General features: G+C 60.6%; 15 protein-coding genes. All 15 read right to left on the bottom strand.

Going from position 1 to position 12,419, the window contains the following annotated elements:
• Window positions 1-8 precede the first annotated feature (8 nt).
• Window positions 9-551: a DUF3833 domain-containing protein gene (locus AACX78_RS06785; RefSeq protein WP_192896222.1), complete on the bottom strand. Its 543-nt coding sequence runs from the start codon at window positions 549-551 to the stop codon at window positions 9-11.
• A 14-nt stretch (window positions 552-565) separates the two neighbouring features.
• Complete coding sequence (locus AACX78_RS06780; RefSeq protein WP_201302801.1) at window positions 566-1,108, bottom strand: chalcone isomerase family protein; 543 nt, start codon at window positions 1,106-1,108, stop codon at window positions 566-568.
• Window positions 1,065-1,283 carry a TIGR02450 family Trp-rich protein gene (locus AACX78_RS06775; RefSeq protein WP_005311934.1) on the bottom strand — a complete coding sequence of 73 codons (219 nt, stop codon included), beginning with the start codon at window positions 1,281-1,283 and terminating at the stop codon, window positions 1,065-1,067. Before AACX78_RS06775 ends, AACX78_RS06780 begins: the two co-directional genes overlap by 44 nt.
• The gene (locus AACX78_RS06770) at window positions 1,280-1,759 is read right to left on the bottom strand and encodes a DUF2878 domain-containing protein (protein WP_159165742.1); all 480 of its coding nucleotides are present in this window, start codon (window positions 1,757-1,759) and stop codon (window positions 1,280-1,282) included. The genes AACX78_RS06775 and AACX78_RS06770 overlap by 4 nt, the downstream gene beginning before the upstream one ends.
• A 2-nt stretch (window positions 1,760-1,761) precedes the next feature.
• Window positions 1,762-3,018 carry an SAM-dependent methyltransferase gene (locus tag AACX78_RS06765; RefSeq protein ID WP_005311930.1) on the bottom strand — a complete coding sequence of 419 codons (1,257 nt, stop codon included), beginning with the start codon at window positions 3,016-3,018 and terminating at the stop codon, window positions 1,762-1,764.
• 121 nt (window positions 3,019-3,139) lie between these two features.
• Entirely contained in the window at window positions 3,140-3,892 is a 753-nt protein-coding gene (locus tag AACX78_RS06760) for a DUF1365 domain-containing protein (RefSeq protein WP_059112955.1), read from the bottom strand.
• Complete coding sequence (locus AACX78_RS06755; protein ID WP_159165741.1) at window positions 3,889-5,148, bottom strand: NAD(P)/FAD-dependent oxidoreductase; 1,260 nt, start codon at window positions 5,146-5,148, stop codon at window positions 3,889-3,891. The genes AACX78_RS06760 and AACX78_RS06755 overlap by 4 nt, the downstream gene beginning before the upstream one ends.
• Window positions 5,145-5,879, bottom strand: a complete 735-nt coding sequence (locus AACX78_RS06750) for an SDR family NAD(P)-dependent oxidoreductase (RefSeq protein ID WP_201302800.1) — start codon at window positions 5,877-5,879, stop codon at window positions 5,145-5,147. The genes AACX78_RS06755 and AACX78_RS06750 overlap by 4 nt, the downstream gene beginning before the upstream one ends.
• On the bottom strand, window positions 5,876-6,304 hold the full coding sequence (locus AACX78_RS06745; RefSeq protein ID WP_159165740.1) for a nuclear transport factor 2 family protein: 429 nt from the start codon (window positions 6,302-6,304) through the stop codon (window positions 5,876-5,878). Before AACX78_RS06745 ends, AACX78_RS06750 begins: the two co-directional genes overlap by 4 nt.
• 1 nt (window position 6,305) lies before the next feature.
• Entirely contained in the window at window positions 6,306-7,727 is a 1,422-nt protein-coding gene (gene phrB, locus AACX78_RS06740) for a deoxyribodipyrimidine photo-lyase (RefSeq protein WP_159165739.1), read from the bottom strand.
• The gene (locus tag AACX78_RS06735) at window positions 7,724-8,623 is read right to left on the bottom strand and encodes a MerR family transcriptional regulator (RefSeq protein WP_159165738.1); all 900 of its coding nucleotides are present in this window, start codon (window positions 8,621-8,623) and stop codon (window positions 7,724-7,726) included. Before AACX78_RS06735 ends, phrB begins: the two co-directional genes overlap by 4 nt.
• A gap of 292 nt (window positions 8,624-8,915) precedes the next feature.
• Window positions 8,916-9,860: a YbgA family protein gene (locus AACX78_RS06730; RefSeq protein WP_159165737.1), complete on the bottom strand. Its 945-nt coding sequence runs from the start codon at window positions 9,858-9,860 to the stop codon at window positions 8,916-8,918.
• 174 nt (window positions 9,861-10,034) lie between these two features.
• Entirely contained in the window at window positions 10,035-10,664 is a 630-nt protein-coding gene (locus AACX78_RS06725) for an outer membrane beta-barrel protein (protein ID WP_159165736.1), read from the bottom strand.
• Window positions 10,665-10,853: 189 nt separating this feature from the next.
• A complete protein-coding gene (locus AACX78_RS06720; RefSeq protein ID WP_159165735.1) occupies window positions 10,854-11,402 on the bottom strand; it encodes a DUF3157 family protein in 549 nt (182 codons plus the stop codon).
• 105 nt (window positions 11,403-11,507) lie between these two features.
• Window positions 11,508-12,380, bottom strand: a complete 873-nt coding sequence (locus AACX78_RS06715) for a hypothetical protein (protein ID WP_017412863.1) — start codon at window positions 12,378-12,380, stop codon at window positions 11,508-11,510.
• Between the last annotated feature and the right edge of the window lie 39 nt (window positions 12,381-12,419).

Here is a 12,419-nt window from a genome sequence, read left to right as displayed (position 1 = left end):
CAGATTTATCACCCTTGAATGCGTTCGATATAGAGGATCACCTCGCCCAGATGAATGCCGAACTTGCTGATCTCGGCCCGATTGATCAGGCGATCTTCATCCAGCAGGTACATCCAGTCATCAAAGCTCACCCTCACCACCTGCTCATCCGGCAGTACCAGATCGAGCTGATAGCGCCAGTTGAGAGCAAAACCTTCCGTCTTGCCTACCGCCTCCCCCACTACGTCGGATGCGGTACCGCGCCAGTGACCATCGGCCCCCTTGCTCAAAAACCAGGTCCGGGTCTGCTGACGGCCGTCATCAAAGTAGAACTGCTCAAACAGTTCGCCCTTGCCATCCTGCCAGCGCCCCACCATCTCGACCCGAAAGCGACTGGTCACTTCGCCGCTGCGGTCTGTCACCAGGCCATGAGCCACCAGTTTGCCATTGAAGAAACGGGCGAGATCCCAGTTCGGCCCCTGACCGCGATAGTCATCCAGGCTGGCGCCACAGCCAGTGAGCAACAGGAGTGGCAACAAGAGCAGAAAACGACAGCAACGATAGAAAGACATTGAGTACTCCAGCATCAGAGTTGACCGCGCAGGCGGCGGGTAAGGGCAGGATCGCGACTGTTGTCGGCAAGCCAGATGGCCAGAAAGGCGACGGCAAATTGTGGATCAGCAAGGGTGCCGAGGGGTTTGTCCTGCCACCAGAAGTGGCCAACCCCGGCTTCATCCACATAGAAGGTCAGTGTGTCCCCAGCCGCCACATCAGGCCAGAAGGCTGCCAGTTGCCCAAGCCACTGCTGGCGCTGCGTTTCGCTGCCAAGCCCCAGCCGTTGCCACTCCTCTGCGGTGGCGGTCAGAAGGTCATCCCGCTCGATATCTCTGGCGTAGGTGAGGGTCAGTGCCTGGGGATAGTGGCCCGGCTGATAGCGGCCACTCTGGCTGTAGAGAGTGGCATCATAGAGTTTGAACCAGAGCCAGTTCATCTCCCCCTGTCCGACCGTGCGCAGCTGTTGCCAGGGGGCGGCAGAGGCCTGCACAGAGAGTGCCGTCATGGCGCCAAGCGCGGCAATCAGGAGGCTAATTCCACCCCATGTGCCAATTCGCGGGATCTTCCAGTTCATGCCAATCCATCTCCTGTTCCAGCAAGGTGTTGATATCCTGCATCACCACGCGCGCCAGTCGCCCCTGCGCATCACGCTGGCAGGCAACCACCAGATAGTAACGCTCGGTCAGCTCATGCTGGCTCTCTTTGGTCCACTTGGAAAACAACAAGGCGTCGGTCGAAAAGGTGTTCATCTTGATTCACCCTCAAGCTTGACCGTTACCCACAGGAGTACGGGTAACCACCACATCCAGATCACCGCCAATAGTGCTGTGCTGATCCAGATGCCCCAGGGTAAGTGTACTGCGCCCATGGCCGCTCCCGCCACATAGGAGGAGGCGCCACCTACCATGCCAAACAGCGCCTGCTGCCAGCGGGGCAAGGGGCGCAACCAGCGCAGTCCATGGCTGAGGCTCAAGGCAAATCCCAGCCACAGCAGCACCAGCCAGAGAGGAAAGCCGGCCGGGAATTGAAACAGCCCCAGTTGCCAGAGCAGGCCATCAAGCAGACAGCCGGCCAGAGCCACCGGCAATAGCCACAGATCCCCCTTGCGGCTTGGAGAGAAGATGAAGTGGAGCAGCAGCATCAGCAGCAGCGGACCCGGCTGCTGCCATTTCACCGCCAGCAGCCAGTAGAGGTTGAACCCCAGCAGATGGGCCCACTGCCACATGGTCAGTGACCGCTCACTGGCACATCACCCCGCCAGCCCGTTGGTCCTGGTTTGGCCGCCTCCAGCTGGACCAGACTGATGGCCCGCTCCCAGAAGCCCCCCTCGCAATAGGCGAAATAGAAGTGCCACAACCGGATGAAATCCTGGCTGTAACCCAGCTTGGGCAGCTCGGGGGCCAACGCCAGAAAGCGCTCGCACCAGTGCGCCAGGGTGCGGGCATAGTGATGACCGTGATCATGCAGCCGCACCAGCTGCATGTCGGTCTCGCGGGCAATCAGTCCCGCCATCTGGGAGACACTCGGCAGGCAGCCGCCCGGGAAGATGTAACGCTGGATGAAGTCGACACTGCGCACATACTGGGCGTGACGCTGATCGGCAATGGTGATGGCCTGAATAAGCAGGCGGCCACCGGGTTTGAGCAACCGTGACAACTGGCGGAAGTAATCGGGCAGGAAGGCGTGGCCCACCGCCTCTATCATCTCGATGGAGACCAGCTTGTCGAAGGTCCCCTCCAGTTTGCGATAATCCTCCAGCAGCAAGGTGATGCGATCCCCGAGTCCCTCACGCTCGATCCACTCGCGCGCATAGTCATGCTGGGCCTGGGAGATGGTCGTCGTGGTCACCCGGCAGCCATAGTGACGGGCCGCATAAATGGCCAGCCCGCCCCAGCCTGTGCCTATCTCCAGCAGGTGATCGTCCGGTCCCAGCTCCAGGCGCTCGCAGATGGTATGCAGCTTGGCCTGTTGTGCCTCCTCCAGAGTGGACTCTGTCCCCGGATAGATGGCACTCGAATACTGCATATGGCTGTCGAGAAAACCCTGATAGAGGGTATTGCCCAGATCGTAGTGGGCGGCGATGTTGGATCGTGAACCTGTCAGGGTATTGCGATTGAGCCAGTGGCGCGCCTTGTTGAAGGGGAAACTCAGCCAACTGAGCCGCCGCTCCAGGCTGTCGAGCAGTGACATGTTGCGGGCCAGCAAGCGCACCAGCGCCACCGGATCCGGGCTGGTCCAAAGCCCTTCTACCCAGGTTTCACCGGCGGCAATGCTGCCTCCCAGCAGCAAGCGGCGATAGAAGGCCGGATCCTTTACCACCACTTCGGCGTGCAGGTCAGTGCCCGCCACCCCGAAACTATGACGATCGCTGCCGTCCCGCAGCAGCAGTTGACCGTGCTCGAGACGCCCCAGCAGCTTGAGCAGCAGTTGCCTTGCGCCTTTGTCGATGAAAGAGGCCGAACTTGTTGATTGCACCAGTTCCATTAGCGAGTCTCCGGATGGCTGAAGAATAAGTGGCAGAGAGTCTGAATTGAATCTGCTTCATGAATTGAGCTGGCCTCCGGATAGGAAATTGAGGCTGCGGAAGTGGATTGTATCTGCTCCATTAGCGCGTCTCCGGATGGCTGAAAATAGGTGTTCGCTTGATAAAAAGACGCAGGGCCTGCCAGTAGATACCAAGCAGCACCTTCAGGGTCATCCAGGGCCAGCGAGCGAGCAGCGCCATCAGTCCCTTGCGGGACAGGGGCTCGCGGCTCAGCGCCAGGGTGGCGTCAAACAGCTTGGCCTCGCCGGACTGGGGATGACTCTCTATGTGGATCAATGTCTCCTGCTCCGGTGGGCGAATGCGCCAGTGGTAGCGCATGGCCAGTCCCATAAACGGGGAGACGTGAAAATCCTTGTCGTGGGGCGCCAGTGCCGCCAGATCCAGCAGGTAATAGTGACGCTCGTTCCAGGGAGTGTTCGACACCTCGGCCAGCAGGTAACGCGCCTCACCCTGTCGGTAGCAGAAGTAGAAGTTGACCGGGCTGAAGTAAAAGCCCATGCAGCGTACATTGCCGAGCAGCAGCACTCGCCCGTCCTGCTCGGCTGTGCCCCCCAGCTCTGCCACCTTGTGCCACACCGCCTGCTTGAGGCTCCCTTCGCTGCCTTTGAGATAGTCTTTGCGATGAAAGGAGAGCAACCCGGCCCGCTCCACGCCGAACCAGCGCCCTTGGCTGAGGCTCGGCAGCTCATCCAGATCCAGCCCCAGCATGAAGAGGCTGTAGGAGAAGGCGTGGGCCCTGGGTGCGAAGCGGCGATGGCGCACCGAGCCCTGCCAGATGGCGCTGACTGTCTGAGCCATGGTGACAGCACTCATAGCTCGGCTCCGAAGCGTCTGGCGACGTCCAGGGCGCTGCGCACCCCGTCTTCATGAAAACCGTTGTACCAGTAGGCACCGCAAAAGTGGGTGTGATGCTGACCACAGATCTCCAGGCGTGCCTGCTGCGCCTGGATGGATGCCTGATTGAACACAGGGTGGTGATAAACGAAGCGGCGCAGCACCTTGCTCTCATCCACCTTTCCTTTGGGATTGAGGCTGACGCAGAAGGGCTGCGGTGAGTTCACCCCTTGCAATATGTTCATGTTGTAACTCACCAGCGGCCGCGCCTCGTCGTCCCCGTCCAGCTGATAGTTCCAGCTGGCCCAGGCCTTGCGGCGAGTGGGCAAACAGCTGACATCGGTATGGAGCCAGACATCGTTGGCCTGATAGGCCATGTCGCCCAGAATCGCCTGCTCCCGCTCGCTGACATCCTGCAACAGGGCCAGCGCCTGATCGCTATGGCAGGCGAGGATCACCTCGTCAAACTGCTCCTCGCCATAGCTGCTTTGGATCAGCACCCCCTCGGCCAGCCGCCGGATCCCCTGTACCGGGCAGGCGAGGCGGATCTGCTGTTGCCAACCTGCGGTCAGCGGGCCTATGTACTCCCGCGAGCCGCCGGGGATCACGTACCACTGAGGGCGATTGGCCACATCGAGCAGGCCATGGTTGGCAAAAAAACGCAGGAAAAAGCCAAGGGGAAAGGCGCGCATGTCCGCCAGGGTGGATGACCAGATGGCCGCCCCCATGGGCAGAATGTAATGGCGGGCGAAGTAGTCACTGAAATCCCCCACCAGCAAGAAATCCCCGAGTGTCAGCTCAGGACTGTCTTGCTGCCGTTGACTGTCGGCCAGCCAGGCACGCGCTTCCCGGTTGAAACGCAGGATCTCGGCGACGAAGCGGTAAAAACCCGGGCTCAGCAAATTGCTGCGCTGGGCAAACAGGGTATCCAGGTTGTGGCCGTTGTACTCGAGCCCCTCCGGGCTTTTCACCGAAAAGCTCATCTCGGCGTCCTGGCGCGCCACGCCGATCCGCTCCAGCAATTTGAGGAAATTGGGATAGGTGCGATCGTTGAATACGATAAAGCCGGTGTCGATGGCATAGCTGCGCCCCCCCTGGCTCACATCGACGGTCGCTGTGTGGCCGCCCAGAGTGGGCGCGGCTTCAAACAGGGTCACGTCGTGCAACCTGTGCAGCAGAAAACCGGCGGTGAGGCCCGAGATACCCGAGCCGACGATGGCAATCTTTTTCTTCATGAATGGCGTCCTTTCGAAACAAGCGAGCTGCCAAGGCGCAGCCACAACCACACCGGCAGCGCCCCCAGCGCACGCAGCAGCCAGATAAAGCGGCGGGGGAAATGGATCTGATGCCGACCCGCAGCAAGCCCTGTCATGATGACCCGGGAGGCTTGCTCCACCGGTACCAGACAAGGCATGGGAAAGTCATTCTTGGCGGTTAGCGGCGTCCGTACAAAGCCGGGGCGGATCAGGGTTACCGCGATTCCCCTGGCCTTGAGATCGAGTCGCAGGGTAGCGGCCAGATAGTCGAGTGCCGCCTTGGAGGCGCCATAGGCTTCGGCCCTTGGCAGCGGCAACCAGCTCACTGACGAGCTGACGATGGCGAGCCGCGCGCCCTCGCCAAGCAGCGGCAAAAAGGCGGCAAGCGCATGGCCGGTAGCGATGAGGTTGGTCTCGATCACCCTGGCGAACAGTTCGCCGTCAAAGCCATCCGCCACATCCATGTACTCGCAGTTGCCCGCATTGAGGATCAGCAGATCGAGGGGTGGCAAGCTGGCCGCTACCTCTGCCATGGCAGCCGCATCCCGTGCATCGAACTGCAAGGGGGTGATGCCGTCCAGGGCCAACTGCGCCAGCCGCTCGCCATCGCGACCACAACCCCATACCTGCCAGCCCGCCTGCCGGTAATCCATCGCCAACTGGCGACCCAGCCCGGAGCTGGCACCCGTGATCAACACACGTCCGCTCATGATCCCAACCTCCCCTTGATGGTGCGCACCAGGGCGCCCAGCAGCGGCAACTGCTCGTAGAGCATGGCCCCGAGATCGAAGTAGTCGCGATGCAGACACACCTTGTCTTCGGCATCGAACTCAAGCCGGGTGGCCCCCTCCACCCTCACCGGCTGACCCGCGGCCAGTCTTGGGTGAGAGAAGGTCATGACCCAACTAATCCAGGCCTCACGACCCTGTTGCTGCTGGCTGGTTATCTCGAAGCGGCAATGAGCGAGGCGCTGGTACATGGCAGCAAAGTAGTCGGTGAGCGCGGCCAGCCCGTCGATGCGGTGCGCCGGATCGATGAAGATCACCTGCTCGGCATAAACCTCTGGCAAGCGGTGCAGTTGCTGCTTGTCCAGTTGCTGGTAAAGGGCAATAAAGCGGGCCAGCGGCTCCTTCATCCTATTTCTCCAGATTTCGAAACATCTCGATGGCTCTCACCCGTGCAAGGGCGTGATCCACCATGGGGGCAGGATATCCCCTTCCTCCTTTGAGTCGCAACCAGTCATGGGGCTGATGCGCATAAGCAGAGGGAATATCGGCAAGTTCAGACACCCAGGTACGGATAAAGTCTCCTTGTGGATCAAATCGTTGCCCCTGAGTGGTGGGATTGAACACCCGAAAGTAGGGGGCCGCATCGGCGCCTGTGCCTGCGGCCCATTGCCAGCCACCGTTGTTGGCCGCCAGATCCCCGTCAATTAGCTGGCTCATGAAGTAATCTTCCCCAAGGCGCCAGTGAATATGCAGATCCTTGGTGAGGAAGCTCGCCACTATCATCCGCAACCGGTTGTGCATCCAGCCGGTGGCATTGAGGCAGCGCATGGCCGCATCGACGATGGGATAACCGGTACGTCCCTCGCACCAGGCGGCAAAGGCCACGGGATCCCAGCTCCAAGGCAGAGCCGCGGTCTCGGGTTTGAAGGGCAGGTTCATGGAGAGGGTTGGCACCAGCACCAGCAGATGACGATAAAATTCGCGCCAGACAAGCTCGTTGAGCCAGACGAAACCGGGTTGTGCCTTGGATTGAGGCCGGTGGCCTAGCCGTTGTTGCAGCGCCCCGACGCACTGGCGCGGACTTATGATGCCAGCGGCCAGATAAGGCGAGAGGATGGAGGTGCCTGCCTGCGCCGGAAAGTCCCGGGTCTCCCCATAGCCAAGCACCGCCTGTTCCAGAAAGGCGTGTAGACGGCGCAGTGCCTCGGCCTCCCCCACTGGCCAGCGCGGATCCGGCGTCACTTCACCGAGATCTGCATCGACAAATGCCCTGTCGGCCAGCGGCTGCCACGGCAGCAGCTCGCCCCGTGGCGCGGGGGCTCTGTGAATGACGAAGCCGTCCTCCTCCAGCGCCTTGAGCCAGGCGCGGCTGAAGGGGGTAAAGACCTTGAACATCTCCCCCGACCCGGTCAGCACCCGCCCCGGTGGCAGTACGCAGCAGCCGTTGAACCAGTGGCAGCTCACCTCCTGTTCGGCCAGCATGGCACTGACGGCCTGGTCGCGGCGCTGCTCGTCGATCTCGATGGCCTGATTGGCATACAGCTGGCTGACACCCAGCTCACTGCTGAGGCTCGCCAACGCCGTTGGCATCTCGGCAAAGGTCTCCACTCGAAGTAGATGGAGCGGGATGCCGAGCGCCGCCAGCGCCCTGCCCAGCTCATCCACCTGCGCCAGCAGGAACTGCTGACGGATAGGGGCCATCTTGTGCTGCTGCCACTGGGTCGGAGAGATGACAAACAGGGCGGCCACCTCTCCCGCCTCGGCGCAAGCGTGTCGCAAAGCCGGATTGTCGGCGAGGCGCAAGTCATTGCGAAACCAGACCAGCTTCATGATGCCTTCCTCCCGCGAGTGCGCTTGCCCTGGACTGGCGTCTCTGCCGACTGTGCAGCCAGCCAGTCGGCAAGGGTGGGCTGCCACCCCTGGGTCGCCAGCCACTGGGCGTCATAGAGACTGCCCAGCTCACCAAACAGACAAGTACCATCGGGCCAGCTGGCAGTCAGCTCCTGCTTGCCAAGTCCGGCACCCAGCAACACCAGCCAGGGCGTCACGGCACGCCCTTCGAGCAAGGTGGTCAGCCTGGGCTCGACGGCCCCCAGCAGTTGCACCTCATAACCCTGGCTTACCAGCTCATAGGCGCTCCAGACCAAGTCGAGGGGACCAAGCTGCCCCCAGCTTGCGAGGGTAACCGGGCGTCCCTTCTCTTGTTCGATGAGGTGGCGAGCGAAGCGGGTATGGAGCCAGCCCAGCCAGACCTGTTGCAGCAGCTCGCCATCGAGCCGCTCACGCCACAGGCCGAGCAGTTGATCCACCAAGGGTTGCAGCACCCGGCTGCGCACCAGCTCGAACGGGTAGCTCGCCAGCAGTTCGTTAAGCTGCGCTTCGACCTTGCGCTGATTGAAACCAAGCACAGCCTGGCCGATCTGCTCCAGGGTCTGCTGCCAGTGATCGCTGACCAGTTGGGTCTGAGGCTCACTCAACAGTCCCTTGACCTGACCTATGCTCACCCCCCGCTCCAGCCAGCTCAGGATCTCGCCGATCTGGCGAATATCCTGCTCGCTGTAGAGGCGGTGCCCCTTCTCGGTACGGGCCGGTTGCACCAGACCATAGCGGCGCTGCCAGGCACGCAGGGTGACGGGGTTGACACCGGTCAGGCGGGAAACGTCGCGGATGGGATAGATCCCCTCATCCGGCTGGGTGACATCATCTTGTTTGGGTAGGTCAGACATAACGACTTCCATCAATCTATGGGGCGCCCCGGCCCAAGGGGCCGGGGTCGCAAAACAGGGATCAGAGCCCGTAGCGCAGCTTGAGCGTATCGGGATGCAGGTCGGGATAGACCTGCTCGACCATACCAAGCCGCACTTTCAGAGCCCGTAGCGCAGCTTGAACGTATCGGGATGCAGGTCGGGATAGACCTGCTCGACCATACCAAGCCGCACTTTCAGAGCCCGTAGCGAAGCTTGAGCGTATCGGGATGCAGGTCGGGATAGACCTGCTCGACCATACCAAGCCGCACTTTCAGAGCCCGTAACGAAGCTTGAGCGTATCGGGATGAGGATTGAGATAAACCTGCCCGGACAGATAGGGATTGGGGTATTCGCGCAGGTAGTGGCGGATCAGGGTCAGCGGCACCAGCAGCGGGAAAATGCCGGTGCGGTACTTGTCGATGGTCTCGGCCAGCTCCTGCTTCTGGGAAGGAGTCAATACCCGCTTGAAGTAACCCTGCAGGTGCATAAGCACATTGGTGTGGCTGCGGCGATTGGCTCTCAGGGTCAGCGCTGTCATCAGCCCCTTGATGTAGCTGTCGGCCACCTCCTGCAAGTTGGCCTTGCCGAGGTTGCCAAGCAGTTTGCCCAGCGCCCGATAGTGGGTAGTGGCATGGGAGAGCACCAGATACTTGTAACGGGAGTGAAAGCGGATGAGCGCCGCGGAACTGAGCCCCTGGGCGCAGAGTTGCTGCCAGTCGTGGTAGGCGAAGACCCGCAGCACGAAATTTTCCCGCAGTATGGGATCGCACAGCCGACCGTCTTCCTCCACCGGCAGCAGGGGATTGGCTTCCATCAACGCCTTGGCGAACAGACCAATCCCCTCCTTGGCACTCCCCTCGTTGTTGGAGCCATAGATGCGCACCCGCTCCATGCCACAACTGGGTGACTTGGCGCAGAGGATATAGCCGGAGATGAAGTCGAGCTGGCGAGCCTTCTGCTCGCTGAAGGCGATCAGCTGCTCGGTGACATCGAAGCTGCCGTTGCTCGCCTCGGCGCGTATTTCGCCGTTGCGCTTGACCAGCCGGATGGCGGCGCGGGGCGATCCCAGACCAATGGCCATCTCGGGACAGACGGGGTGATAGTCAAAGTGAGCGCCAAGATCCCGTTCGCAAAAACTGGAGCGCTTGTGGCCCCCATCGAACCGTACTTCCTGTCCCAGCAAGCAGGCACTGATACCGACTTTAATCTTGTACATGTTGGCGCTCCTTGTATAAGCCTTGATTCAGTTATAGCAGTTATACAAAAAAATGGAAGCTGTATAACTATTGCGGACTGAATACGGCACAAGGGCGACATCTGGATCACCAGAAACCAAAAAGCCCATGACTGACGTCATGGGCAAACAATCAAGACACTACGGGAGGGAAGATCAGAAGCTGTACTTCACACCCAGGCTGGAGATGGAACCTTTTTGCAGATCCCAGTTGCGATAGGTGTAGTCGGCGGTAAGGGCCAGGTTCTGGCTCACCTTGTAGGCGGCGCCCACTTTGAAGTCCTGCATGTCGTCGGTCATGTTGGCGTAACGGTAGCCGGTGGAGAGCTCGACGGCGCCAATGTCATAGCGCAGGCCCACTTCACCATACATGCTGCCGCTGTTCTTACGGGTGATCAGGTCCCAACCGCTGTCCCTCACGTTGGCGGCCACTTGGCGCTCCATGGTGTAACCCATCAGACCCGCTTCACCGTACAGGTTCAGACCCGTGCTGAGCGGGGTGTAGACACCCAGACCCAGGCTGGAGATGCCCATGCTGTCATTGCCGTCGTTGCGGGAGGTGTATTCACTGCCCATGCGGCCATAGAAATTGGAACCGAAGCTCTTGGAGACGTCCAGGTTCAGACCACCGAAGTCGCGGTTGTTGCTGTCTTTGCCACCGATGTAGTCGGATTTGGTGTGGGCCCAGGTCAGGCCGCCCTTGGCGTAGCTGAAGGCATCCTGTGCCAGAGCGGAAGTAGAAGCGAAACCGGCCAGAACCAGAACAGAAAGTGCAACTTTTTTCATTTTGATGACTCCTCGTGTTGAGCTAGTTGAGACCTAGCTGGAATGGAGTCATTGTGCCGAGGGGCGTGCAGAATGCCGAGCGGCAAGCTGTTGCCAAATCATGTCAGATGTAAGCAACTGTTGCTGGCGGTTACCGGGTTAACAATTGAGCTGAAACAGGCTCCGTAACGGAGCCTGTTTGGCAAGGGCTTAGCGAAACTCCACTTCCTCAATCTCGACCCGCACCAGGGGTTTGCCGGTCAGGCCGGCCGGGCGAGGCATTTCGAGCACCAGGGAGGGACGCTGCTGCCCCTTGCGCAGATAGGATTCCGGCAGGCGGTTCTCGCCCACCCAGAAACGGGCCTCCTGTCTGGCCAGCTGCACACCCTGTTCGCTGAACAGGGTGACAGTGCCACGCACCCGAACCACGCTGCGGGTGCCGGTGTTGCTCACGGTAAATTGCAGCAGCAAGGGATCCGAGCCCTCGACCTTGTCGAGCTTGACGCCGATGCCGTCCTTCACCGCCTGAGCCAGCAGGTCCGGATTGGTTATCGCCTGCTCGGTCAGCACAGGCACGGCAACCGCACCCGTGACCCTCTCGCCGCTCGCCGTCGGCTTGATCAGCAGATATTCCCAGGTGAAGTCATCGTTGAGCTGCACCTGGCGGCCATCCGGCAGGGTCACCTGGGTCATGGGGGCGGCCTGAGCCAACAAGGGGGACAGGCAAAGGGCAACCAGCAGGCGGGACAAGGGGTTCATAGGGTGATGGCTCGGCGTCGATGGAAAAGGGTGTCAGTATAAAGAGTCGGCTTCGGCTTGCCTATGACCCGACTCACGTTCTTGCCCTCTGCCGTGGCGCTCGTCTCAGCGCAGAGACTCCTGTCGCTCCTCTTCCTGCACCATGTCCAGGGTCACCAGATCGAACTCTGTGCTCTTGAGGGCATTGAGGATATCCGGTTGCAGATCAAAGGCCTGAGCACGAAGCTTCGGTGGCACCCTCACCCGAGCCAGTGTGGTCGCCTGATCGGAGAGGGTATGAAAGAACACCTGCGCCTCCTCCAACCCCATGTCGGCCAGCATCTGCTCCGCCATGTCCACCATCCGCAGATGATGCTTGTCCACCAGTTCGGGATCGGAGAAACGGCGGCTCAAACAGCCATAGGCACTCTTGCCCCAGCGCCCCAATTGTCGCTTGTTGAAACCATAGCGAAAATCCCTGTGGGTCATACCCTGCTCGGCAAACAGCCAGAGGGTGTTGGCCGGCAGGCTGCCAAAACGACGCAGGTACTCCTGTTGCTCCTCGACCGGTGCGGGCAACAGCATGGGCAGATGGCTCCAGTCGGTTTCCTGCGCCATAAGGTGGCAGATGTAGCGCACAGGGTCGATGACCTCGTTGAGGTGACGCAGGTGATCGCAGAAGATCATCTCGTCGGTCTTGATGACGATCTGCTCGATACCGTAGCGCTGGCAGTAGCGCTTGGCCCGCGCTATCTCCTTGCGATGGCGGGTCGGGCTGTCCAGGGTGATGGCCCGGATCCGGACGCCGCTGGCACGGCACAAATCCATGCTGTAGCAGGATTCCAGTCGGCCAGAAAAGGAGACCACCAGCTCGCCGTAACTGGCCAGGGTCTCGATAAGTGACTGTTCCCTGGTCTGAAAGGTCTGATCGTATCCTCGATTCAGCACAACTATATTGGCAGCCATAACGACAGCACCGGATGATGAATTGGCGGCCATTGTGCCGCTGCAATCCTGAATACACCCTTAAAAAACAAG

It is taken from the genome of Aeromonas sp. 9A, assembly GCF_963900955.1.
In the GTDB taxonomy this organism is placed as follows: domain Bacteria; phylum Pseudomonadota; class Gammaproteobacteria; order Enterobacterales; family Aeromonadaceae; genus Aeromonas; species Aeromonas salmonicida.
This window is presented reverse-complemented; position numbering and strand designations above follow the sequence as displayed.